General features: G+C 33.9%; 20 protein-coding genes. 6 read left to right on the top strand and 14 right to left on the bottom strand.

The features are described 5' to 3' along the window. Window positions 1-11 precede the first annotated feature (11 nt). The 4 genes from JQC67_RS17805 to JQC67_RS17790 form a co-directional block, all read right to left on the bottom strand. Window positions 12-416 (bottom strand): response regulator transcription factor, encoded by a 405-nt coding sequence (locus JQC67_RS17805; RefSeq protein ID WP_203254257.1) that lies wholly within the window; start codon window positions 414-416, stop codon window positions 12-14. Beyond that, window positions 403-2,292: a PAS domain-containing sensor histidine kinase gene (locus JQC67_RS17800; RefSeq protein WP_238934901.1), complete on the bottom strand. Its 1,890-nt coding sequence runs from the start codon at window positions 2,290-2,292 to the stop codon at window positions 403-405. The genes JQC67_RS17805 and JQC67_RS17800 overlap by 14 nt, the downstream gene beginning before the upstream one ends. A gap of 158 nt (window positions 2,293-2,450) precedes the next feature. Continuing rightward, window positions 2,451-2,906, bottom strand: a complete 456-nt coding sequence (gene coaD / locus JQC67_RS17795; protein WP_203254256.1) for a pantetheine-phosphate adenylyltransferase — start codon at window positions 2,904-2,906, stop codon at window positions 2,451-2,453. 23 nt (window positions 2,907-2,929) lie between these two features. Beyond that, entirely contained in the window at window positions 2,930-3,913 is a 984-nt protein-coding gene (locus JQC67_RS17790) for a D-alanine--D-alanine ligase (protein ID WP_203254255.1), read from the bottom strand. Window positions 3,914-4,153: 240 nt separating this feature from the next. On the opposite strand from JQC67_RS17790, the gene JQC67_RS17785 reads away from it, so the two are divergent. From JQC67_RS17785 to JQC67_RS17760, 6 genes are all read left to right on the top strand, one after another. After that, complete coding sequence (locus JQC67_RS17785) at window positions 4,154-4,741, top strand: PASTA domain-containing protein (RefSeq protein WP_203254254.1); 588 nt, start codon at window positions 4,154-4,156, stop codon at window positions 4,739-4,741. Beyond that, the gene (locus tag JQC67_RS17780) at window positions 4,741-5,766 is read left to right on the top strand and encodes an RluA family pseudouridine synthase (protein ID WP_203254253.1); all 1,026 of its coding nucleotides are present in this window, start codon (window positions 4,741-4,743) and stop codon (window positions 5,764-5,766) included. The genes JQC67_RS17785 and JQC67_RS17780 overlap by 1 nt, the downstream gene beginning before the upstream one ends. A gap of 93 nt (window positions 5,767-5,859) precedes the next feature. Further along, complete coding sequence (yaaA, locus tag JQC67_RS17775; RefSeq protein ID WP_203254252.1) at window positions 5,860-6,621, top strand: peroxide stress protein YaaA; 762 nt, start codon at window positions 5,860-5,862, stop codon at window positions 6,619-6,621. Between the two features lie 57 nt (window positions 6,622-6,678). After that, the gene (locus JQC67_RS17770; protein ID WP_203254251.1) at window positions 6,679-7,044 is read left to right on the top strand and encodes a hypothetical protein; all 366 of its coding nucleotides are present in this window, start codon (window positions 6,679-6,681) and stop codon (window positions 7,042-7,044) included. Window positions 7,045-7,662: 618 nt separating this feature from the next. Continuing rightward, window positions 7,663-8,337 carry a uracil-DNA glycosylase family protein gene (locus JQC67_RS17765; protein ID WP_203254250.1) on the top strand — a complete coding sequence of 225 codons (675 nt, stop codon included), beginning with the start codon at window positions 7,663-7,665 and terminating at the stop codon, window positions 8,335-8,337. A 185-nt stretch (window positions 8,338-8,522) separates the two neighbouring features. Beyond that, window positions 8,523-11,069, top strand: coding sequence for a phosphoenolpyruvate carboxylase (locus tag JQC67_RS17760; protein ID WP_203254249.1), 2,547 nt, complete (start codon window positions 8,523-8,525; stop codon window positions 11,067-11,069). Here JQC67_RS17760 and JQC67_RS17755 read toward each other — a convergent pair whose 3' ends face one another. The 10 genes from JQC67_RS17755 to JQC67_RS17710 form a co-directional block, all read right to left on the bottom strand. Further along, window positions 11,070-11,498 (bottom strand): hypothetical protein, encoded by a 429-nt coding sequence (locus JQC67_RS17755; RefSeq protein ID WP_203254248.1) that lies wholly within the window; start codon window positions 11,496-11,498, stop codon window positions 11,070-11,072. An 81-nt stretch (window positions 11,499-11,579) separates the two neighbouring features. After that, window positions 11,580-12,536, bottom strand: a complete 957-nt coding sequence (locus JQC67_RS17750) for a carboxypeptidase-like regulatory domain-containing protein (RefSeq protein ID WP_203254247.1) — start codon at window positions 12,534-12,536, stop codon at window positions 11,580-11,582. A gap of 45 nt (window positions 12,537-12,581) precedes the next feature. After that, window positions 12,582-18,536, bottom strand: coding sequence for an Ig-like domain-containing protein (locus JQC67_RS17745; RefSeq protein WP_203254246.1), 5,955 nt, complete (start codon window positions 18,534-18,536; stop codon window positions 12,582-12,584). A 359-nt stretch (window positions 18,537-18,895) separates the two neighbouring features. Next, window positions 18,896-19,120: a hypothetical protein gene (locus JQC67_RS17740; RefSeq protein ID WP_238934892.1), complete on the bottom strand. Its 225-nt coding sequence runs from the start codon at window positions 19,118-19,120 to the stop codon at window positions 18,896-18,898. A gap of 1 nt (window position 19,121) precedes the next feature. After that, window positions 19,122-19,886, bottom strand: coding sequence for a tryptophan synthase subunit alpha (gene trpA, locus JQC67_RS17735; protein WP_203254244.1), 765 nt, complete (start codon window positions 19,884-19,886; stop codon window positions 19,122-19,124). A 4-nt stretch (window positions 19,887-19,890) separates the two neighbouring features. Beyond that, on the bottom strand, window positions 19,891-21,075 hold the full coding sequence (trpB, locus tag JQC67_RS17730; RefSeq protein WP_203254243.1) for a tryptophan synthase subunit beta: 1,185 nt from the start codon (window positions 21,073-21,075) through the stop codon (window positions 19,891-19,893). Continuing rightward, window positions 21,076-21,678, bottom strand: coding sequence for a phosphoribosylanthranilate isomerase (locus JQC67_RS17725; protein ID WP_203254242.1), 603 nt, complete (start codon window positions 21,676-21,678; stop codon window positions 21,076-21,078). An 81-nt stretch (window positions 21,679-21,759) separates the two neighbouring features. Then, on the bottom strand, window positions 21,760-22,542 hold the full coding sequence (trpC, locus tag JQC67_RS17720; RefSeq protein ID WP_203254241.1) for an indole-3-glycerol phosphate synthase TrpC: 783 nt from the start codon (window positions 22,540-22,542) through the stop codon (window positions 21,760-21,762). 52 nt (window positions 22,543-22,594) lie between these two features. Next, window positions 22,595-23,587: an anthranilate phosphoribosyltransferase gene (gene trpD / locus JQC67_RS17715; protein WP_203254240.1), complete on the bottom strand. Its 993-nt coding sequence runs from the start codon at window positions 23,585-23,587 to the stop codon at window positions 22,595-22,597. A 76-nt stretch (window positions 23,588-23,663) separates the two neighbouring features. After that, window positions 23,664-24,281 (bottom strand): anthranilate synthase component II, encoded by a 618-nt coding sequence (locus tag JQC67_RS17710; RefSeq protein ID WP_203254239.1) that lies wholly within the window; start codon window positions 24,279-24,281, stop codon window positions 23,664-23,666. Window positions 24,282-24,306 lie beyond the last annotated feature (25 nt).

The raw sequence follows: 24,306 nt of genomic DNA, 5'->3' as shown, positions 1-24,306 counted from the left end.
TTATCAGCTAATTAGGCTGGTTTAGTGATTTTTGTAATCTCTGAACGCTTAACTGGTTTATTGGCGTAGTCAACTATATGATGTGTTTTTTTTCTATAATTTTCCCAATTGTCAAGGTCAGCCGTTGCAATAGAAGAAGTAATTACGTTTATACGCACTCGCATCTCAATTGGTAGATTTATAAATTCTTCCATGAACTGCCAACCGTCCATTATTGGCATGTTGATGTCAAGAAAAATTATCTCTGGTATTTCTCCGTTATTTTCTAAAATGTTTTTGATAGCATCAATGGCTAATTTGCCATTACCAAAGGTCTCTATTTGATTGCAATCAACAATACTATTTAGAATTTTTCGTATGCCGAAAACCGTTATAGGGTCATCATCGACAATGAAAATTGAATTAACTTTTGTCATTAAAATATATCTTGAAAGTAGTGCCTACGCCAACTTCGCTATAAACTTCTACCTTACCGTTCATGGCTTCTATTTGTTTTTTGGTGAAAAACAAGCCTATTCCTTTAGCATCTTCATTATGATGAAAGGTTTTATACATGCCAAACATTTTGTCGCCATGCTTTTTTAAATCGATACCAATTCCATTATCTTCAATAGATAGAACCGTGTAATTTTCCTCTTTTGTAGTTTTGAATTTAACGAAAGAATCTCTTGTAGACTCTCTATATTTTACGCCGTTTGTAATAAAATTATTTAAAATATTCTCTAGATATTCCGGAATTGCTTTTACCACAACGCTTTCAGTAACGTTGTTTATAAAAGTAACATTATTTTTAAGTAGCAAATCAGATAATTGATTTGCAGTTTTATTAATTGACTTGCTTAAATTAATTTGTTTTTTGTCAATATTTATATTTGTGCTTATCGCAACAACGCCGTTAAGATTATCAAGACTTTCTAAAAGTCCATCTGATGCCTTTACAAGCATTTGAGTTATGTTCTGTTTTTCATCTTTATCTTTTTCAGTAACTAAAAATTCTAGTAACATTGAAAAATTGGCTGCATGAGATCTTAGATTGTGTGAAATAATGTGCGCAAAATCTACTAATTTCTTGTTTTGTAATGATGTTACATTAATTAATCTTCTAAGTTCTTCCTCTTTTACTTTTTGGTCAGAAATGTCAAGACTAATACCAACAAGGCCAATAACATTTTTGTCCTCGTCAAGTAGAGGTATTTTTGAAGTTGAAAAGGTTACTTCTTTACCATTATTTAAAACAACTGTATTCTCTTTTTTTAATATGGCTTTTCCCTTTTCTATTACATAGAAATCATCTGCTAGGCAAGCTTTCAAAGATTCACCGGTTATAAAATGTGAATCATCTTTACCTAAAATTTGATTCTCATGTTGCAGGCCAAAAAACTCAAGTTCGTGTTTATTTGCTAGTATTTTTCTAGCCTTAGTATCTTTTATGAATACATTTATAGGTAAATGGTCTATCAATGTTTGTAATAAATGCTCTTTTTCTTTGGATTTAGCATCTTGATTAACTTTTTCGGTAATATCTCTAAAAGTACCTATTAAACCTGTTGTTTCTCCATTTTGATAGAGCGGATTTCCTGTACATATTACCCATTTCTCTTCGCCATTTTTAGTGATTATTTGAAATTTATCACTCCAAGGTTTGCCTTTTTCAAGAGCTAGTTTGGTGACCTTAATCATTTTTTGTTGACTTTCACCTTCTTTAAAGAACGATAATATTGATTCTTGCGAAGGAATATAAGATTCAGGAACACCTAGAATCTCTTTGGTCATAGAGCACCACCAAATATTTCGGTTGATGTCTAATTCCCAACTGCCAATTTTGGCGGTTTTCGATTTTTCATCTAAAAAAGCGCCTAATTTTACTAATTTCTGTTCATTTACTATTCTTTGGGTAACATCTTGGTTTTGAATAATAGCACCAACGATATTTTCATTTTCATCATACCAGGGCAAGTTTCGCCATTGAATATGAACTTCTTCTCCGCTGTCGTTAAAATATGAATCAATGTTTTGTTTACTGCAAGTGCCTTTAAAACAACTTTCTAAGATAGGTCTCCAGCGCTCACCAGTTTCTCCGAATAGCTCAAATATAGTCGCACCGAATACTTCGGGGGCTGAAAATTCGAAGGAATCTATCCATTGGTCTGAAGCGTGTACAACTTCAAACCTAGTATTGATAAAAGCAGTAGCTGTTGGCAACTGTTTTATTAGATAGTCCCTTACAGACGATTTGGTACTATTGAGCATTGTAAGGAAATTTCCTACTAAATTATGTTGATTTTTTAACATAAGTCACTTATTGTTGTGAATGCACCAAAACTAGTGGTGTGGTAGCATAAATAGGAAGTAAGGGGTTAATGCAATATGCGTATTGATGTATTTTCCTACAAATTTAATAAATTTAAAGGAACTTACTAGGTAAATTGCTGATTTACAAAAACTAATGCTTATTTAACTTGCACTGATTCTGGAACTAAAACAGTGTAGTCGCCTCCGTTTCTTATAACATCACGCACAATAGAAGAGCTTATATATGACGTACGTGCAGCTGTGAGTAAAAAAACGGTTTCAATTTTGGCAAGTTTTCTGTTGGTGTGTGCTATAGCTTTTTCAAATTCAAAATCAGCTGGGTTACGTAGACCTCTGAGTATAAAATCAGCATCTACATCCTGACAAAAATTCACTGTCAAACCCTTGTAGGTCATAACTTTGATCTTAGGTTCGTTTTCAAATGTTTTCGCTACAAAGGCTTTTCTTTCTTCTAGTGAGAACATATAATTCTTATCTGAATTAACGCCAATTGCTATAATTAACTCATCAAATAAGGTTACAGCGCGAGTTATTATATCTGTATGCCCTAAAGTTATAGGGTCAAATGATCCAGGAAATATTGCACGTCTCATATGGGTTGATTATAATTTCAAAGTTAACCTTTTATCTGTAAGGCCTCTTCAACGGCACTTTCAAAGAGTTCACTTAAAGAAATGCCAGCTGCTTGTGCTTGTTGGGGTAGAAGACTAGCTGTGGTTAGACCTGGTGTGGTATTCATCTCTAGCATATATGGTTCATCACCAATAAATATAAACTCACTGCGAGAATATCCGCTCATTTTAAGAACCTTATAGGCTAGCTTAGCTGCAGAGGTAACATTGTTAGTCTTAATTTCAGTCAAACGTGCAGGAGTGATTTCTGTTGATTGATTTTCATATTTTGCTTTATAGTCGAAAAAATCGTTATCAGTGACTATTTCAGTTATAGGTAAAACTTTTATTTCGCCCTTATATGTAATTACACCAACAGATACTTCTGTGCCATCAAGAAATGATTCTATGATAATCTCATCATCATGTTCATATGCCGTTTCAATTGCTGCTTTTAAGAGTGATTTTTCATAAACTTTTGATATTCCAAAACTGCTTCCGGCCTTGTTGGCTTTGACAAAACATGGTAATCCTACTTTTTCAACTATTGAATCTTCATCTATATGGTCACCGAGATTTAAATAATAAGACGAAGCAGATTTTATTCCATAAGGCCTTAATACACTAAGTAAGTCACGCTTATTAAAGGTTAAGGCTGATTGGTAATAATCACAAGAAGTTTGTGGTATGCCCATTAATTCAAAATATGCTGGCAAAAGCCCATCTTCACCTGGTGAGCCATGTATAGCATTAAAAACGCAGTCAAATGTTACTTTCACACCTTTATACTCAACACTAAAATCATGTTTGTTTACGGGGTATTCCTCATTATTTTCATCAACAAAGACCCATTTATCGGAAAAAATATGAATGCGATAACTGTTAAATTTCTCTTTGTTAAGATTATTGTAAACGACGTTTCCACCTGTTAAAGATATTTCCCATTCTTTTGAATAGCCCCCCATGATGATGGCAATATTTTTCTTCATGCTCTCGATAGATTTGAAAGTACTTGTTTTATTGTTAAGTCTATACCTTGGTGGTATAAAACTAATATGTTTATTTTTAATTGTATGGCTAGGTTTATCTAAACAAAAAAATGGATCAACCAATGCAACTTGACCAATATTCTAATATTCAAAGAAAATTTGATTCTAGTGCATATTGGCTAATTCAAAGTAAAGAAAAAAGCTATCCGTTTCCTATATTTGTCAGGTCAATTCTAGTCAATGAAAAACTTTTTCAATTTTTTAATAAGCCGAACCCTTCTAATTCAATTGGTAATTGCATTAGTTGTTTTTGTATTGTTAGCCTTTTTAGTATTGAGATGGCTTGGCAGTACTACGAATCATGGTGAATTTGTTGAGGTGCCTGATTTGGCTAAAATGTCTGTAATGGACATGCGGGCAACTATTGAAGAAAATGGATTGCGATATGAGGTTTTAGATTCGGCTAATTATAACCCTGACTATCCTAGATTTTCAATAATCGATCAGGATCCTAAAGCTGGTAATAAAGTAAAGGAGAATCGTAAAATCTATCTAACGGTTAATCCTTCAGGATATAAAAAAGTAACGGTACCGAATATAATACAGGTGACACAGCGTAATGCTACATCAATGTTAAAGGCAGTAGGTCTAGATGTACAACGTGTGACTTATATTGATGAGTTGGGTGAAAATATGGTTTATCAGATAAAGTATAAGAGCAAATACATAAAACCTGGTGATAAGCTTCCGAAAACTTCTAAAATAGAATTGGTTTGTGGTAATGGTAAAATACCAGACCAAGCGCGCATTAAGGCTGATTCAAAATAATGGAACCGCAAAACGATCCTGATTTACAGGAAAACGAACTCTTTGAACATTTTAATACCATAGCCTCTAAAGGTCAAGAGCCACTTAGAGTAGATAAATTTTTGATGAATTTCATTGAAAATGCTACACGAAATAAGATACAACAGGCTGCCAAATCTGGTCATATTTGGGTGAATGACGTTATTGTAAAGCAAAATTATAAGGTAAAAGCCGGTGATGAGGTGAAAGTGCTGTTTGAGCATCCGCCACATGAAAATTTATTAGTTCCAGAAGATATTCCTATTGATATTGTTTATGAGGATGATGTTTTGCTTGTGGTGAACAAACCAGCAGGTATGGTTGTGCATCCTGGTCACGGAAATTATTCAGGTACTTTAATAAATGCGCTTTTGCATCATATTGAAAATCTTCCAGTAAATAGCAATGAACGCCCAGGATTAGTTCATCGTATTGATAAAGATACTTCAGGACTTTTAGTTGTGGCGAAAACTGAAGCTGCAATGACTCATTTGTCTAAACAATTCTTTGATAAAACCTCAGAGAGAGAGTATGTGGCAATTGTTTGGGGTAATATGGAAGAAGATGAAGGTACTGTTGAAGGACATATTGCAAGACACCCAAAGAACAGATTGCAAATGCATGTTTTTCCTGAAGGTGATCAAGGTAAAGAAGCAGTTACGCATTATAAGGTTATAGAGCGACTCGGATATTTGACACTAGTTTCTTGTAAATTAGAAACGGGTAGAACCCATCAAATTAGAGTGCATATGAAGTATATTGGTCATACTTTATTTAATGATGAGCGCTATGGTGGTGAAAAAATTCTAAAAGGTACCACGTTTACAAAGTATAAGCAGTTTGTTGAAAATGCTTTTAAAATTCTACCAAGACAAGCTTTGCATGCCAAAACCTTAGGTTTTATACATCCTGTGACTAAAAAGAAAATGCAATTCGATTCTGAAATTCCGAAAGATATGGCAGAATGTATTGAGAAATGGCGCGACTACACAAAGCACAGTCAATAGCATAAATTTCATTGATGGCATTATTTAAAACTCTTCTTAGAAATGTATTTATTTTTAAGTTGAGCTTATTATTTTTATAGAAAATTAAAAGAAATGAAAGTAGTATTGTCTCCAGCTAAATCGCTTGATTTTGAACGCGAATTACCCACCTCATTGCATACTGAGGCCCTTTTTCTTGATGATGCTGAACGATTGAATAAGTTGTTGAAGAAAAAATCAGCCAAAAGTCTTTCAAAGTTGATGCGAATTTCTGATAATTTAGGGCAATTGAATTATGAACGTAATCAAGAATGGAGTTTACCATTTTCAACTGAGGATGCTCGCCCTGCTGCTTATGCATTTAGCGGTGATGTATATAGGGGCATGGACGTTTATACTTTACCAGAATCTAAAATAGAAACACTTCAAAATACGGTGCGTATTATATCGGGTTTGTATGGAATTTTGAAACCTTTAGATTTACTGAAAGCCTATCGATTAGAAATGGGAACGAAATTTCCGGTCGGAAAAAGTAAAAACCTATATGAGTTTTGGAAGCCTAAGATTGTTAAATCTTTAAATGAAGAACTAGATGCTGATGAACTTTTTGTCAATTTAGCGAGCAATGAATATTTTAAAGCAATTGATAAAAAAGCCTTGAAAGTGCCTGTTGTAGATATCGTTTTTAAAGATTTGAAAAACGGGGAGTACAAGACAATCATGACTTTTGTAAAACTGGCGCGTGGTTATATGACGAGATATATTGTTGATACAAATGCGAAAACTATTGATGATTTAAAAGGTTTCGATTATCAAGGATATGGATATAGTGAAGCGCTTTCAGAAAAAGAGAATGAACTCGTTTTTGTGCGATAGAATATTTTTTATTCAAAAACGTTTATATAAGTATACCATATTTTAAATTGGGTACTTATGAGAAAGTTTTTGTTACTTCTTTTTGCCACTACCTTAGTTATAGGCGCTTGTACTGATCGTGATGATGTTATTGGCGATGTTAATATTAGGATAAAAAATCAATCGAATCTTAATTTTGTTAAAGTTGAGGTTAGCGGTACTGAAGAATCTTATGAAAATGTGGCTTCAGGTGATTATTCTGAATATTTAGAATTTGAAACCGCATATAAGTACGCTTCTATTGTAATTGAAGCAGATAGTACAAACTATTCATATCAACCTATAGATTTTGTGGGTGAAGATTCTCTGAGTTTTGGTTTTTATACCTACGAACTGAATATTACCGAAGAGGGTGAAGTTCTTCTAAATTTTAAGGTAGATTAAGTTTTAAATGTGCCCGCCTGTAATGGTGTTATTCTATTATTTTTTTAAATAATTTCTGAATTCTTTGTTGGTTGAGCTTATGTGGATCTTTAGGTGATCTTAATAAGTGTTTGATGTTTAATTAGTTGTGCGATTGATGTGCTGTTAACCATGATTTTAACCATTATTTAGTGCTTTTTCATGGTGTTAAAGATAATCTTGATCTTTAAGTGTTCATGGTAATTTGTTGCTAGTTAGCTAACTGTGGTCCACTATTATATGATTAAACTTGCTATTGAAATGTTTATTGAAAGAATTTCTCTGTTGTGCTTTTTATGTCTAAAGAGTAGCTGATGTTTAACATGATCTTCAAGTGATCGTTGTGAATAATTGATCTTTAATAAGTTATGTTGATTTAAGGTTTCTGTAGAATTTACAGCCAATTTTTTTGTTAGAATAACTCCCAAAATGTAGATTTTAGTGCCTATTTATTGATGGTGTTTATGTAGATCTTTAGGTGATCTTGGTGAGTTGTTGATCTTTAAATAGTTGTGTTGTGTTTTTTCTTCTAAAGAATGTGTTGTGTTTTAAGATTTAAAAGAATATTTTGTCTCAAGTATAAAATTCGCAGCTATCAAATTGTTTAAGCATACCCATCCATACAAACCGTTTTTGTTTAAAGAAGCTACAAAATTAATAGTAGGCACTCTGCCGCCACCAAGGTTTACAACAGGTATTTTAAAAGAAGGCGATGTTGATTTTTGTTATGGAAGTAGAGATGGGCAGCTTTGGCCAATTTTAAACACAATTTTTAAACTCAATTTGAAATTTGAAACAACCAATACGGCAATAGAACAGCGAAAGGCTTTTTTAAAACTTCGTAAAATCGGAATTTGTGATATTGTTGCTAGTGCGGAAAGGTCTAAAATTGATGCTTCTGATTTGGGTATGCAGAATATTGAACTGCGTAACATTCTTGGTTACTTGCAAGAATATGAAAATGTTGATACTTTAATTTTTACCGGCGGTAATAGCAAAAATGGTCCTGAATACTTCTTTAGAAAGCATTTGAAGGCTAATAACCTGCGTTTACAAGTGGTTTCAAATGAAGTGCCACGTATTCACGAATTTAAATTACTAAATTCTAAGAATTTGCTAAAACAGAGAACTATTAAAACCATTTCTTTAACTGCACCCTCAGGTGCTGCCAATAGGGCGGTAGGTGGTTTGGCAGCTTATAAAAAGTTGAAAAGTGAAGATGCTAATTTTAGTACTTTAGATTTCAGAGTTTTGCAGTATCGGCCATTCTTTTAAATTGCATTTTTAATAATGCAGTAATTTTTCGTAATTGTGTTGAGAATAACAGTTACTTGTTTTATTTTGTTATTTCATATATCATAGGGGTTGCAATGCTAATTTTATGTCGATATTTGTAAATTAACATTGTAGTTTTTGTAATGTTTAAGAAGGAACTATTTTAGAAAATTTCAAGAAATTTTATGCCACAAATAGAAAGATTAAAAGAGTTTAAAAAATCGGTAAATAACAAGTTCAATGTTTATAACAGCTTGTTCTTAAATTTACCCTATCAGAATACTGAAAACGTAGGAATTCTTATTCCACTTTTATTGCATCAATGCCAAGAAGGATTAAAGGCAGGGAAAAACCCGCAAGATATTCTAGAAGCCTTCTTTCAAAATTTTGCTAGTCTAGATTCTGAGAAAACGAGAATTGATTTCATGTTTCGCATAATTCAGTATGTAGAACGTCAAGTTGTTCTTTTTGATAGTGTAGAGGATGCGGCTTTTCCGAAAATGCATGAGCATAGTCTTTCCCTTTCAATTAAAGATTATTTTGAGCTTGTTGATAAAAATAAAAGTTGGGATAAGGTTGCTGATAAACTATCCAATTTTAGTGCGCGAATCGTTTTAACTGCACACCCAACACAATTTTATACTCCAGCCGTGTTGGATATTATTGATGAACTAAGATCTTTAATTCTTGAAGATCGTATTGATGATATTGATATTGTTTTACAGCAATTAGGTTTAACTTCTTTAATTAATTTGAAGAAACCAACGCCGTTGGATGAAGCAAAGAATATTATTTACACCCTAAGAAATGTGTATTATGATGCGGTTGGTAGTCTGTATGCCTATATAAAAGAGAATATTAAAAATAATGAATTTGATAACCATAAGATTATGCAACTAGGCTTTTGGCCTGGTGGCGATCGTGATGGAAATCCATTTGTTACTGCAAAAATCACAAAAGAAGTAGCAGACGAATTACGCGTCAATTTAATGAAATGCTATTATAATGATTTAAAAGCATTGCAGAAAAAGTTGACTTTTAAAGAATTGTATCCACATATTAAACAATTGAAAGGCAATTTATATTCGGCTATGTTTGACGCTACCAAACATGTCGGTTATGAGGATATTATTGAGCCTTTAGAAGCAATTAGAGTGCTTTTAATTGAGAAATATCACAACTTATATTTAAAAGATCTTGATAATTTGATTGATAAGGTCAAGATTTTTAAAACACACTTCGCAATTCTTGATATTAGACAGGATCATAGTGTGCATACTAGTGCAATTGAAGCTATACTTATTAAAAATAAGATAATTAAAGAAAGCCTTAGTGAACTTTCTACTGCTAAATTGAGAGATATTCTTTTAAAAGAAAATTTGAAAGTTTCAGTAAAAGATTATGATGATCCTCTAATAAAAGATACGATTAGAAATATATCACAGCTTAAAGAAATTCAACTTAAAAATGGTGAAGAAGGCTGTAATAGATATATAATTAGTAATTCAGAAGATATTTTTTCAGTTCTTTTTGTATATGGACTTTTTCGCTGGTGCGGATGGGCTGATGACGCAATAACCTTTGATATAGTGCCACTTTTTGAAACTATGAATGGTATGGCAACTTCAGAGGATACCATGCAGGCTTTATTGAAGATACCTCAATATAGAGCGCATTTAGAAAGACGTGATAATAAGCATAGTATAATGCTTGGTTTTTCTGATGGTACAAAAGATGGTGGGTATGTGAAAGCTAATTGGTCTATTTTTAAGACTAAAGAGAATCTTTCTAAAGTTTGTAAAAAGAATGGCATCAAAGCTATTTTCTTTGATGGTAGGGGAGGACCGCCAGCAAGAGGTGGTGGCAAAACCCATCGTTTTTATGCTGCGCAAACCAAAGACATTGCTAATCATGAAATTCAATTGACAATTCAAGGGCAGACTATTACAAGTACTTATGGTACCAAAGAACAGTTTATGCATAACAGCGAACAATTGTTAACTGCTGGTTTGTCAAATAATATTTTTGGAAAAGAGAATGTGATTTCAAAAGAATCAAGAAAATTACTTGAACAACTTTCTGATCTTAGTTTTGAGAAATACGATGCTTTAAAACATCATGATAAATTCATGCCATATCTTGAAGATATGAGCACGCTTAAATATTACACAAAAGCGAATATTGGCAGTCGCCCAGGAAAACGTGGTAATAAAAAGAAATTGGAGCTTTCTGATTTAAGAGCAATCTCATTTGTTGGTTCATGGAGTCAATTAAAACAAAATGTACCTGGTTACTTCGGAATTGGTACTGCAATTCAAACACTTAAAGATCAAGGAAAATTACGTGATGTAAAGAAGCTTTACAATGAGGTTCCTTTGTTTAAGGCGTTGATGCTTAATAGTATGATGTCGCTTTCAAAGTGTTATTTTGAATTGACTTCTTACATGAAAGATAATGAAGAGTACGGCGAATTTTGGAATATTCTTCATGAAGAGTATTTGCTTTCTAAGAAAATGTTGTTGCAAATTTCAGGTTCTAAAATTCTTATGGAAAACGAATCTGTATCGCGCGAATCAATAAAAATTAGAGAGAACATAGTGTTACCTCTTTTAGTTATTCAACAAAATGCATTGCAGAAAATTGGACAAAAATCTGAATATCTAGAGTTGTACGAAAAGATTGTTACACGCTCTCTTTATGGTAATATTAATGCCAGTAGAAATTCAGCTTAATTAGTTTGAAAAACCTAGTTTTTGAAGAAGTGATTTTGCATAAAAATTAGAACACGAAGCATCACGGTATGTTGATGATTTATTTCTGTATTTTAAAATATAAGTGTCAATGGTTGAACAACCTGCGACACTTATTTTTTTTAAGTCTATCTCAAAATTTCTGAGTGCTTCTTTTTTTGAAGGATTTAGGTTTATTGTTGTATCATTCAAAGTAGCAATTAAATCATGCTCGTTTCTATAAATAGTTAGCGTTTTGGCGGTATTGTTAAAGCATCCGACTGAACGAATGGTAATGTTGTATGACTCGTTTAATTCTAATCGGTCAATTAGCGGAATATAATTATGTTCTTCCTCTTGAGAAATCTGAGCATTCGTCACAGATAGAAATCCGAAGATAAAAATTATTATTAGTGTAATTGTAGCCTTCATATGTAGTATTTATATATCAAAAGGCCTGCCATAAAATGAAATGTTTGAATGAGCTATAGTATAGAAAGTAATGTATTATGATTATTCATAGACTTTAAACTCAGCGCCCATAGCATAATATTTATTTCCGGACTGGATAAGTTTTGAATTCTTGTTGTAATTACGGTCAAATACTTGCCACTTTTTCTTGTTGAAGAAAATACGTCGAACAAAAGTAGTTTGGTTTGGGGCACCTTTTACAAAAGGAAGTAGTGGTCTAAAGGAAGTTGAAATCTTTTGAATTCCGCGCGCTGTTTTTATTTCACGATATTTTTTAGAATCCACAAGCTTTCCATTTGTATCAGCATAACCTAGAACTTGTATTGAAATGAAAATTCCGTTTTCAGGTATGAAAATTGATTTATTGGTCACATCTAACTCAAATACCTTATCTACCTTTTCACTAATTGAAAAAATTACGTTTTCATAACCAATTGGTGCCCCAGGTGAACCAGCATTGTTTGCATAATATTGTAATCTAAATATGGTTGCGAATTTTCCTTTTCCTTTTGATTTGTATTCGCGCTCTGCATTTATTGGTAAAAGTAATGTGGTAATTTGAGTAGTCTTATTTTCATACTTTTTGAATAAAATAGCAATTTCACTTTCAACAGTAGGAAGCCAACAAGCAAATACGTCAGTATGTGTTTCTGCTTTTAGTTTTCGCATTTTAAATTTTCCCTCTTTTGGGGCAGAAACAATAACTTCAGATAATTGCGAAACCTCAGATTTTAGAGATACGCTTTGTATTGTGGAATCTATTTTAATACCTTTTTCAGTATAACCTATTGCAGAAATAAATAACGAATCTATATCAGCATATTTTTTCCTGGAAAAGGAAAATCGACCATCTTCATCAGCAAATGTGCCTAAGCCGTCACCAAAAGATATAGTAGCAAAGGGTATTGGTTCATTATTCATACCGTCAATTATTACTATATCTTGAGCGTAATTGTTAATACAAACAATAAAAAATAAAAGGCTTAATAAATATTTCATAATAGGCGGAATGCTAGTTGCCTATTAAACGAATTTGAACCGTATTTATTTGACAATGATTTGTTTCGATAAGTATTTGTCTTCAATGTGAGCCACCAATGTATATATGCCACTTGGTAATGAACTTGTATCTAGGTCTTCTTCTGATCCACCAATTTTGTATACTACTTGCACGCCTGACTGAGAAAATAAATGATATGAAATAGTTCTATCTTCTACATTCGTAACATGAACATTCAAAATATCAACAACTGGGTTAATACTTACTTTCAAGGCGACAGCTTGTTTGTTTGACTGAGTAGCGTTTAATGCTTCATTATAGCCATCTGGTAGTGACAAGTATGTGCCCGGAATAATTTCGCTAGGTTCATTTCCATTACCATCACTAGGTTTTCTCCAGCCTACAGTTAAATGATCACCGCCATCACCTTCTTTAACTAAGGCTTCAATAAAATACTTTTGTCCAGCATATAATTGAATTCCTATTGATTTTTGGGAGTTAAAAATATTCCATTCTTTATACTCTGTATATTCATTGTGATAGGCAATTCTTATTTTATTTTTTTCTTCACTATTTGATGAAAGATTTAATTCTACATGATCATCACCAGCAACCCAAAAATAATATGTCCCTGATTCTGGTGCACACAAATAACCATGTACTCTAGCACCGTAATTGTCGACATTGTTTTTAGGAATATCAAATTCTGTTAATTCGATAGCTACAGATGGATTATCAGGATAGTTGCTTGAATTTTTTAATATATTTAAATCTTCGCCGTAGATGTCATCATATCGATGCATCAAAATCATACCATCAGCTGAACACTCAGTTTTATTTTCTACTGTTATTTCAGTTGTTGCAGTATAGCCGCCATCATTTGTGGTTACCGTTATTGTCGCATTTCCTTGTGCAACACCTTGTACATATCCATTAGAAGTAACTGTAGCTATCGCCGGATTACTTGAACTCCAGTTTACTGAAGTATCTGTAGCATTTGCGGGTGATACTTGTTCGTCTAATTTTACGCTACTGAATGCTGAAATAGTCTGTGTACTTTGCGAAATTGTAACGCCAGTTACTGCGGTTGCCTCAAAACTTGCAGGAGATAAATAAGTGCCTGGAATAACTTGTGAAGGTGAATTTCCATTACCATCACTGGGTTTTCTCCAGCCAACAGTCAAATGATCGCCACCATCACCTTCTTTCATTAATCCTTCAATAAAATAAGATTCACCGGCCAGTAATTGAACTCCTACAGACTTTTGAGAACTAAAAACATTCCATTCTTTGTAGCTCGTATATTCATTGTGATAAGCTATTCTGATTTTGTTTGCTTCTTTAGAATCAGAAGAAAGATTTAATTGTACGTGATCATCACCGGCTATCCAAAAGTAGTATGTACCTGTTTCTGGTGCGCATAAATATCCATGTACACGAGCACCATAGTTTTCGGCAGCATTTCTAGGGATGTCAAAACTTGATAATAGTTGTGATTGAGATGGATTATTTGGATAATTGCTAGCATTTAGTAGTTGGCTTAAAGGTTCTCCAACAATTCCATCAAAACGATCCATTAGAATAACACCTTGAGCACTACAAACTATGCTGTTGGTTATTGTAAAATTTGTAGATGCTGAAAAATTACCGTCGGTTGTTGTTGCTGTTATGGTCGCATCTCCTGCGTTAATTCCACGGACTACTCCACTTGCGTTTACAGTTGCAATATTTGTATCGCTAGATGTCCATGTTACTGAAGCATCACTTGCATTTTCTGGTGCTACAATTGCTTCTATTATTGTTGTTTCATCAACTTGAATTGAAGTTGTAGTTGGATCTAGCGTGATTCCAGTTACTGCAATTGGCTTAGCCGTAATTGTAATTTGAGCACTTGCGCTAAAATTGCCATCTGTGGTTGTTGTTGTAATTGATACGTCACCTGACGTAATACCGCTAACTAATCCACTTGTATTTACGGTTGCGATATTTGTATCACTAGATGTCCATGTTACAGTAGCATCACTTGCATTAGCTGGAGCTACAATCGCTTCAATTATTACGGTTTCATCAACTTGAATTGAAATTGTAGTTGGATCTAAGGTGATTCCAGTAACTGCAATTGGCTTAGCTGTAATTGTAATTTGAGCATTTGCGCTATAACTGCCATCTGTGGTTGTTGCTGTAATCGATACATCACCTGCAGTAATTCCAAGGACTAATCCATTAGTATTTACGGTTGCAATATTAGAGTCACTTGTTGTCCAAGTAACATTTGTATTACTTGCATTAGCTGGAGCTACAATCGCTTCAATTATTGTTGTTTCATCAACTTGAATTGAAGTTGTAGTTGGATCTAGCGTGATTCCAGTTACTGCAATTGGCTTAGCCGTAATTGTAATTTGAGCACTTGCGCTAAAACTACCATCAGTCGTTGTTGCTGTAATTGTTACATCACCTGCAGTAATTCCACGGACTAATCCATTAGTATTTACAGTTGCGATATTTGGGTCACTTGTTGTCCAAGTAACATTAGTATTACTTGCATTAGCTGGAGCTACAATCGCTTCAATTAATGTGGTTTCATCAACTTGAATTGAAGTTGTAGTTGGATCAACTGTGATTCCAGTAACTGCAATTGGCTTTGCTGTAATCGTTACTTGGGCACTTGCGCTAAAATTGCCATCTGTGGTTGTTGCTGTAATTGTTACATCACCGGTAGTTATTCCACGGACTAATCCATTAGTATTTACGGTTGCAATATTAGAGTCACTTGTTGTCCAAGTAACATTAGTATTACTTGCATTAGCTGGAGCTACAATCGCTTCAATTATTGTGGTTTCATCAACTTGAATTGAAGTTGTAGTTGGATTAACTGTGATTCCAGTTACAGGTAAAGTCACCGTTATATTTGCTTCAGCAGTAAAGCCTCCGTCATTAGTTGTGACAATGATTTTTGTCGTTCCCTTAGCTATTGCTGTTACTAATCCATTTGTGTCTACTGTTGCAATATTTGGATTCAAAGAGCTCCAAATAATAGTGGTGTCTTCAGCGTCTGTTGGATTAACCGTTGCTGTTAATTGTTGAGTTTCATTAATTGCAAGAGTTGCGGAATCAATATCTAAAGTTACATCTGTTACTTTTACAACGGGGCTTGTATTGAATACATCAAAAGCCGTACAAGGTATAACTTGAAAAGGCGTGTCTCCGTTACCGTTACTTGGTTTTCTCCAGCCAACTGATAAATTATCTCCGCCTCCACGTTCATTCATCAATCCTTCAATATAGTAGTTTTGACCTGCTACTAAATTAATGCCAGCTGATTTTTGCGTTGCATATTTGTCCCATTCAGAATCAAGAGACCAGTTATTGTGATATGCTATTCTTGTCTTATTGGCTTCAGTAGCATCAGTGCTTAAATTTAATTCGACATTATCATCGCCCGTAATCCAGAAATAATATGTGCCTGTTTCAGGAGCTTTTAAAAGCCCTTTTACACGTACCCCGTAATCATCATCAACATTTATTGGAATACGAAATTCATTTAATTCAGTAACAGAACTTGGGGTGTCAGGATAATTAGCATTACCCTTTAACTCTGCTATTGAAGTACCCGGTACGTTATTAAATCTTTCAAAAATTATACGGTCTTTACATAAGTCCGGATTAAGTTGGTTAATCCAATCATTAATTAAGGCAACCGCCTTTACATCAATTTTATTTTTTGAAATGGGAGGCATTTTTATTGACGGATCCGTGCTGTTCACTCTATGATATAGAATTGAAGTAGCAACATTACCAGGATCAACAATTTTTTCATCAGGAATGCCTAATGGAATATAAGGGGAAGCCGTTAATACACCAGTTTGCACCAAATCTAAGTTAAGTCTAAGATCAAAATCACCACGATTGCCTGTTCCTGGTCTATGACAATATGCACAGTTTAAATCTAAATATGATCTCGCTTTATCATCGATACTTGCTGTAGGGTCATCAATAGATTTTGAAGTTAAAATGCTATTTGTATCTCCATCAGAAATAGCCTGATCTAATATGCCTAAATGACTTAATGTTACCAATTGATTACCAGTACTTCCTGTTTTAGGATACGTATAATCTTTGTTTAAGTATCTCGATTTTGCACCAATAACACCTCCTGTTGCAGGATTGTGGCAGCTTACGCAGTCGATGGTACTTGGGTAACTCCACGTTTGTGTTTCTGCACTTCCATTTTCATTAACAACATTTATGTTTTCTTCTAAGCCACTTGTTAGTAAAGTTGCATCGGTTTGTTGGTCGTTCCATTTATAGGTTACAAAATAAAAATTTCCATCATTTGCTTTAATTGAAAACCGCGTTTCTAAACGTTTTGTTACGGATGGGTTTCTTTTGTCGATAGGTAATTCAAAGTGCTTTACCAATACAGAGCCAATAGGAAAGTCCCATTCATCAACATCAGTATATTTTATTTTTTCTTCTATAGTATTGTGGCTACCGTCGTTGGGTATAGCCATCCAGCGTTTTTTAACTGCACCATCAGACCAGAAAGATTCTACTAGGTCATAGGGTATTAAGCCGTCGGTAGGGGTAAGGTTTGTTAAGTTTGAAAAAGCACCTGTTTCTGATAGTAATTGTGGTGTGTTACCAAAGCCAGTATTTTTAGAAGACACTTTATAAAGTGATGAAACTCCTTGTTTCATTATATACAGTTCACCTTCTTTATCTTCTCCAAAGGAAATAATATTGGTGGACGTAAAATTACCATATTGCTCATATGCCCCTGTATTAATATCAACGGTGAAAATTTCTTCACCACTTCCATAATCGGCGCAGATATACTTTCCTACTAATTCAGGTATTTCACTTCCTCTATAAACGTATCCGCCAATAATTGCATTTGCCTCTGATCTTGGAAATGCTACCAGCGGTTGTTCATGCGACATATTATTATATAAATTTTGCACACAAAATGTGCTACGATATAAGCCTTCATACAGCGGCCATCCAAAATTTTTACCTTTTTTTATAATGTTTATTTCTTCATGTCTATTGCCACCTATTTCACCAACATACAATTCACCAGTTGCTCGGTCTTTTGTCATTCGATGGGGATTTCTATGACCCATACTATAATATTCTTCAAAATTTTGTCCGCTTGGACTTAAAAACGGATTGTCGTTTGGAATCCAATATCCGTTTCCAGTTAATTCATCTGAATATCCATGGTCATCAGGCATGGTTCTTACTGGAGGGTGACTTTTGGTATTGTCTTTATCTACATCTAAGCGTAAAACACCACCATCAAGATTATTTACAATGTCTTGCGATTTTTTAAACGCAGTTTGATCACCTGTGGTTAAATATAAAAATCCATCATCACCAAATAACAAACCACCGCCTCTATGCGTAGTGCCATACATTCTTAATTTCAACATAATTTGTTCAGAAGAGGGCTGAACAGTTAACGTATTTGGGTTTGCTTCATATCTTGCAAGCACTAAAAAATTACCCCAATATTCTTCACTATTACAACTTTGCGTAGTATAGCTGTTTGGAAAATCGTTACTATTTGCATCTTCGGTTGAGTACCAAACATAGAAATAATTTTTACCATTTGTGCCGAATTGTGGATGCAGTGCAAGTCCTAAAAAACCACCATCCCAAACAACTCCAACTTTTTCAGATAAATCTATCATTGAATTTTTGGTAGATACACTAGGGTTCTTGTCAAACCAGAATATTTTACCATCGCGTTGCCCAACAATAATTTTATTGTCATTTGGCACCTCATTAAATGTCAAAGGTGAATCAAAAGTGATGTTCGGAAAAACGGGTTGATACGGCAGACCTTGAGGTAGGGCGCCAGGAAAATTACCATTTAAATATTTACCTATTGGTTCTGCTTTTGTTAGTCCCGGCCCGAAAATAAAAGGTACAGCGGACATTAAAATTACGGACAATAGCAATAGTGCTACCGAACGAAAATTGTAGTTTTTTTTCATTTTGATTGGTTAATCTAAGGGCAAGCACAGAAAGATGGGGAGGTAAATAAAGAAAATTTTAACTTATTTCTAATCTGATTCATGTTCAATCGTTACATATTTACGATTAACTGCATGACATTTTAAATAAGTAGAATTTGAGGGGATTCTTCTCTTGATTTAACCTAAACAATATAATAACTTTTTTATTAAAAAAGCTAAACTTTCGAAGATGTTTGAAACGGTTATTATTTGTTTTTATATAAAGCAAAAACCACGGATTTTAGTCAATGGAAGCTATATAAATTATCAGTGTTATTGAAAGAATATTTCCTTCTTTGGTTTGATCTTGATGCGGTTGCGGTGCTTTCTTTTAAGGATCACTTTAGTTTATTAGTGAACTTCAGAAATGCAAAACGCAGTAATAAAATAAATGGAGAACCATGTAAAAGAACATCAAACCAATCTTGAAATTGCATACCGGTTGCTCCGCCAGCAAGCCATTTTAATTTTCCCCAAATATGCGGTTCAGGCAAAAATGGAGCCATGCCTAAAGTTAGACATAGGAGAATTAGAATTTTCCAATCGTTAAAAATCTTCGTCAAATTAGCGAATGGTTTTCGTGAAATCTGAAATAGTATTGATACCTTTTTCTGTCAAATGTTTTATAAATGCAGATCCAATTATAGCACCTTTAGCGGTTTTTGTTGCTTGCTGAAAAGTTTCTGAATCTTTAATTCCAAAACCAACTATTTGTGGGTTTTTTAAATTCATTGCTGCTATGCGTTCGAAATAATGGGTTTGTTCATTTCCAAATCCTGATTTTGAACCTGTTACACTTGCTGAGCTTACCATATAAATAAAACCGTTTGAAACGGAATCTATAAATCGAATACGCTCTTCAGAGGTTTGCGGAGTAATTAAGAAAACATTCAGTAAACCATACTTTTCAAATATTGCTCGGTAGTCTTCATTGTAAACGTCTACAGGTAAATCGGGAATTATTAATCCGTCAATTCCGATTTCTTGACATTTTTTGCAAAATTCTTCTACACCATATTGCATCATTGGGTTGAAATACCCCATAATAATTAAGGGTATTGAAACACTTTTTCTTATGTCTGCTAATTGATTAAATAGTACTTCGGAGGTCATGCCGTTTTGCAAGGCAGTTGTTGAACTTGCTTGTATTGTTGGGCCATCAGCTAATGGGTCACTAAAAGGCAAGCCAATTTCAATCATATCAACACCATTTTTTTCTAAATCTTGAATGATTTGAACGGTGTTTTCTATTTCTGGATACCCTGCTGTAAAGTATATGGATAGAAGTTTTTTATCCTCCTCTAATTTTTTAATTATTCTATTGCTCATCGTATTATGCTAGCTTGAAATAGTCAATATAGGTGTTTAAATCTTTGTCGCCTCTACCAGATAAATTCACAACGACAATATCATTTTCTTTAAATTTTCGAGTCTCAAAAATTGCAAAAGCATGTGAGGATTCAATTGCAGGAATAATACCTTCTAATTTTGATAACAGTAAACCTGCCGTCATAGCTTCGTCATCGGTTATTGAGATAAATTCACCGCGCCCAGATGCAAATAAATTTGCGTGCATTGGTCCAACTCCAGGGTAATCTAATCCTGCAGAAATAGAATATGGTTCTGTTATCTGTCCATCAGGAGTCTGCATTAATAAGGTTTTACTGCCATGTATAATTCCTATTTTTCCTAATGCTGAGGTCGCAGCACTTTCCCCTGAATGAATACCGTGTCCTGCCGCTTCAACCGCTATTATGCCAACTTCTTCATTATCTAAATAATGATAATACGCACCTGCAGCATTGCTTCCGCCACCTACACAAGCAACAACAAAATCTGGATTTTCACGTCCTTCTTTTTCTTGTAATTGCCATTTTATTTCTTCAGAAATTACCGATTGAAAACGAGCAACCATATCAGGGTAGGGGTGTGGACCTACTACTGAACCAATTATATAATGTGTGTCTACTGGGTTGTTAATCCAATCGCGAATTGCTTCGTTTGTAGCATCTTTAAGGGTACGACTTCCAGAAAGTGCTGGCCGAACTTCTGCCCCCAACATTTTCATACGTGCCACGTTTGGCGCTTGACGGGCAATATCAATTTCACCCATATAAACCACACACTCAATACCCATTAATGCACAAACCGTAGCGGTTGCAACACCGTGTTGCCCAGCACCAGTTTCAGCAATAATTCTATTTTTACCTAATTTTTTAGCCATCAAAATCTGGCCAATAGTATTGTTGACTTTATGGGCGCCTGTATGACATAAATCTTCTCTTTTGAGATAAATTTTAGTTTTGTATTTTTTTGATAAACGTTCAGCGAAATATAAAGGTGTAGGGCGGCCTACATAATCTTTTAATAATGAATCAAACTCCTTTTTAAAGGATTCTTCTTGCATTATTCTAACGTAATTTTGCCGTAATTCTTCACAGTTTGGATACAGCATTTCAGGAATAAATGCTCCTCCAAATTCGCCGTAATATCCTTTTTCGTTTGCTTGGTAACTCATTTAGTTGTCAGTTATCAATTTTTTAAATTCGCTCAATTTTTCAATATTCTTCAGTCCTGGTGCATCTTCAAACTTACTGTTCACATCAATGACTTGACAATATTTTGATTCGGGCCTTTTTGAAAATTCAAGTATGGTTTCAGTTTCTTCTAATCCGATGCCTCCACTCAAAAAGTAAGGTTTTGTAGATGGGTATTTTTTTAAAACCGCCCAATTAAATGTATACCCATTTCCACCAGGTAACTTTCCTTTGGTGTCAAACAAATAGTAATCGCATACATCTTCAAAATGCCTTAATTGACTAAAGTCAAAATTGTCTTTTATCGAAAATACTTTTATAATTTTTAGTTGCGGTACTTGTTTTTTTAGCTCATCACAAAATGCGGGACTTTCTTTACCATGCAATTGCGCTAGCAGTAAACCATATTTTTTTGTCAATGATTTAATTTCAGCAATACTTGCATCAACAAAAACGCCTACTTTTTTTACACTATGTGGTATGTGCGGCATGTCACCTTCAAAATACCGTTTAGAAGGTTCCCAAAAAATAAAACCCAAATAGTCTGGTTTTAATATTGCAACCTCTAAGGTGTTTTTATTCATACCACAGACTTTTAACTTAAAGTTTTTCGACTTTAAGTCAGTTTCATTTTCGTCCTTTTTGGTATATTTATAATCCACCGTTTAGCTTAGTTTTTGTATAAATTCTTTAGCGCTTTTTCCTGGGTTATCAGTCTTCATGAAATTCTCACCAATTAAAAATCCTTGATAGCCATAGTGTTTAAGGTCTTGAATGGCTTCAATTGAACTGATGCCACTTTCTGAAACCTTTACAAAATCATCAGGAATAATTTTCGACAATTCTTTGCTGGTATTCAAATCTACTTCAAAGGTTTTTAAGTTTCGGTTATTAACGCCCAACATATCTAGACTGGGCATAACTGATTTGTGCAGCTCCTCTTCATTATGTACTTCAAGTAAAACATCTAGATTCAGGCTCTTTGCTAATTCAGAAAATGCTTTAATTTCTTCTTTGGATAAAATAGCAGCTATCAGTAAAATAACATCTGCGCCATGTGCTTTTGCTTCAAGAATTTGATATTCATCAATGATGAATTCTTTTCGTAATAAAGGCATTTTTACACAAGCTCTGGCTAGAATTAAATCTTCAAGTGAACCGCCAAAATATTTGATATCGGTTAGTACGCTCATACCACATACACCTGCATTTTCGTATCCTTTTGCAACTTGACCAACATTTGTGTTTTGGTTGATTGTCAACTTTGACGGTGATCGCCTTTTGTGCTCTGCAATAATTCCTGTATTACTCTTTCTTAATGCAGATGCTAGCGAATTAGAATCTCGTTCAAACAATGCAGATTGTTCAAATTGAGTAATTGAAATCAAAGACTTTTTTAGGTCGACTTCTTTGCGTTTATCTGCTGTAATTTTATCTAGAATATTCATAAAATATTATCTATTGATAGAAATACTAATTTAAAATATCACCTATTTAGTATCACTTACTCAATTCTTGTAATTTTTTTAAAGCTTTTAATCCGTTGCCATTTGCCAATGATTCTTTAGCTTGTTCAAAACCAGCTTTCGGGCTTAGGTTTTTAACTGTAGCAATAGCAATTCCAGCGTTAGCGCAAACAACATTGTTTTGTGCTTCGGTACCTTTTCCTTGTAACACATTTAAAAATATTTGGGCAGAATCTTCAATGCCTTCGCCGCCAAGAATTTGAGATTGTTTTATTTTTTTTACGCCAAAATCTTCAGGCTTTAGCATGCCTTCTGAATTGTTAGAAATAGTTTTTGTGTTACCCGTTAAAGAAATTTCATCATAACCATCAAGCGCATGTAAAACTGTGAAATTTTTATCTGTGTTCTGATACAGATAGCCATACATTCTAGCTAATTCTAAATTGAATACGCCAACCATTTGATTTTTTGGAAATGCCGGATTCACCATTGGTCCTAACATATTAAAGAAGGTTTTTACACCTAATTCTCTACGAATTGGTGCTACATTTTTCATAGCTGGGTGGAATAGGGGTGCATGCAAAACACAAATGCCCGCTTCATCAATCGATTTTTTTAGGAAGTCAGCCTCATTACTAAATTTGATGCCTAAAAACTCCATTACATTACTACTACCACATTTTGAAGATACGCCGTAATTACCATGTTTGGTTACTTTAACACCTGCGCCAGCCGTAACAAAAGATGCTAATGTTGAAATATTGAAAGTGTCTTTACCATCACCACCTGTACCACAAAGGTCAATAGGGTTATACTCTGATAAATCTATAGCCACACAAAGTTCTAAAAGTGCATCTCTAAAACCTTCTAGTTCTTCAATGGTAATGCTACGCATCATGTACACGGTTAAAAAAGCTGCAATTTGACTCGTATTATAGTCGCCTTTAGCAATATTTACTAAAATCTGCTTTGCATCTTCTTTAGTGAGAATGTCGTGGTTAATGAGTTTGTTTAGTGTCTCTTTCATGTTTTAATAGTGTTAATGCTGAGGTGAAAAATATAGAATAGTTTTTATAGGTATTACTCTAATTCAATATTGAATTTTAGCTATTTAACCAGTTTTCTAATATTTTTTTTCCTTCAGGTGTTAAAACCGATTCTGGGTGAAATTGAACAGCGCAGACGTCGTATTCTGTATGACGAAGCGACATTATTTGTCCGTTTTCATCAACTGATGTTGCTTCTAAAACTTCAGGTAAATCTTTATTTACAACCCATGAATGATAGCGCCCAACTTCAATTTCTTTTGACATGCCTATAAAAAGAATATCATCTTTAATGATTTTTATTTTAGTAGCAATGCCATGATAAACCTGTTCTAAGTTTATAAGTGACCCACCAAAAACTTCGGCAATTGCTTGCTGACCTAGACAGACCCCAAAGATGCTTTTTGTTGCTGCATATTCTGATATGATTGCCTTTAATAATCCCGCTTCATCAGGTATTCCCGGACCTGGTGATAAAACTATTTTGTCAAAAGCATCAACTTCTTGAAGCGTTAATTGGTCGTTTCTTTTTACAGTAACCGTACAACCTAAATCTTCTAAATAATGTACTAAATTATAAGTGAAACTATCGTAGTTGTCAATTACTAAGACATTATTACCTGCTCTTCTAGAAGAAGAAGAATTGGTGATTTTGTCTGCGTTTTTATTATTCATTTTTATTTTTTTTAATCCCCTCCAT

Source organism: Aurantibacter crassamenti (assembly GCF_016811105.1).
In the GTDB taxonomy this organism is placed as follows: domain Bacteria; phylum Bacteroidota; class Bacteroidia; order Flavobacteriales; family Flavobacteriaceae; genus Aurantibacter_A; species Aurantibacter_A crassamenti.
This window is presented reverse-complemented; position numbering and strand designations above follow the sequence as displayed.

Coding starts and splice junctions, on each gene's coding strand:
- JQC67_RS17755 (WP_203254248.1), bottom strand. CDS start 11,498: ATGAAGGCTACAATTACACTAATAATAATTTTTATCTTCGGATTTCTA.
- JQC67_RS17710 (WP_203254239.1), bottom strand. CDS start 24,281: ATGAATAATAAAAACGCAGACAAAATCACCAATTCTTCTTCTTCTAGA.
- JQC67_RS17790 (WP_203254255.1), bottom strand. CDS start 3,913: ATGAAGAAAAATATTGCCATCATCATGGGGGGCTATTCAAAAGAATGG.
- trpD (WP_203254240.1), bottom strand. CDS start 23,587: ATGAAAGAGACACTAAACAAACTCATTAACCACGACATTCTCACTAAA.
- JQC67_RS17805 (WP_203254257.1), bottom strand. CDS start 416: ATGACAAAAGTTAATTCAATTTTCATTGTCGATGATGACCCTATAACG.
- JQC67_RS17760 (WP_203254249.1), top strand. CDS start 8,523: ATGCCACAAATAGAAAGATTAAAAGAGTTTAAAAAATCGGTAAATAAC.
- trpC (WP_203254241.1), bottom strand. CDS start 22,542: ATGAATATTCTAGATAAAATTACAGCAGATAAACGCAAAGAAGTCGAC.
- trpB (WP_203254243.1), bottom strand. CDS start 21,075: ATGAGTTACCAAGCAAACGAAAAAGGATATTACGGCGAATTTGGAGGA.
- coaD (WP_203254256.1), bottom strand. CDS start 2,906: ATGAGACGTGCAATATTTCCTGGATCATTTGACCCTATAACTTTAGGG.
- JQC67_RS17800 (WP_238934901.1), bottom strand. CDS start 2,292: ATGTTAAAAAATCAACATAATTTAGTAGGAAATTTCCTTACAATGCTC.
- yaaA (WP_203254252.1), top strand. CDS start 5,860: ATGAAAGTAGTATTGTCTCCAGCTAAATCGCTTGATTTTGAACGCGAA.
- JQC67_RS17745 (WP_203254246.1), bottom strand. CDS start 18,536: ATGAAAAAAAACTACAATTTTCGTTCGGTAGCACTATTGCTATTGTCC.
- JQC67_RS17770 (WP_203254251.1), top strand. CDS start 6,679: ATGAGAAAGTTTTTGTTACTTCTTTTTGCCACTACCTTAGTTATAGGC.
- trpA (WP_203254244.1), bottom strand. CDS start 19,886: ATGAGCAATAGAATAATTAAAAAATTAGAGGAGGATAAAAAACTTCTA.
- JQC67_RS17750 (WP_203254247.1), bottom strand. CDS start 12,536: ATGAAATATTTATTAAGCCTTTTATTTTTTATTGTTTGTATTAACAAT.
- JQC67_RS17780 (WP_203254253.1), top strand. CDS start 4,741: ATGGAACCGCAAAACGATCCTGATTTACAGGAAAACGAACTCTTTGAA.
- JQC67_RS17725 (WP_203254242.1), bottom strand. CDS start 21,678: ATGAATAAAAACACCTTAGAGGTTGCAATATTAAAACCAGACTATTTG.
- JQC67_RS17785 (WP_203254254.1), top strand. CDS start 4,154: ATGAAAAACTTTTTCAATTTTTTAATAAGCCGAACCCTTCTAATTCAA.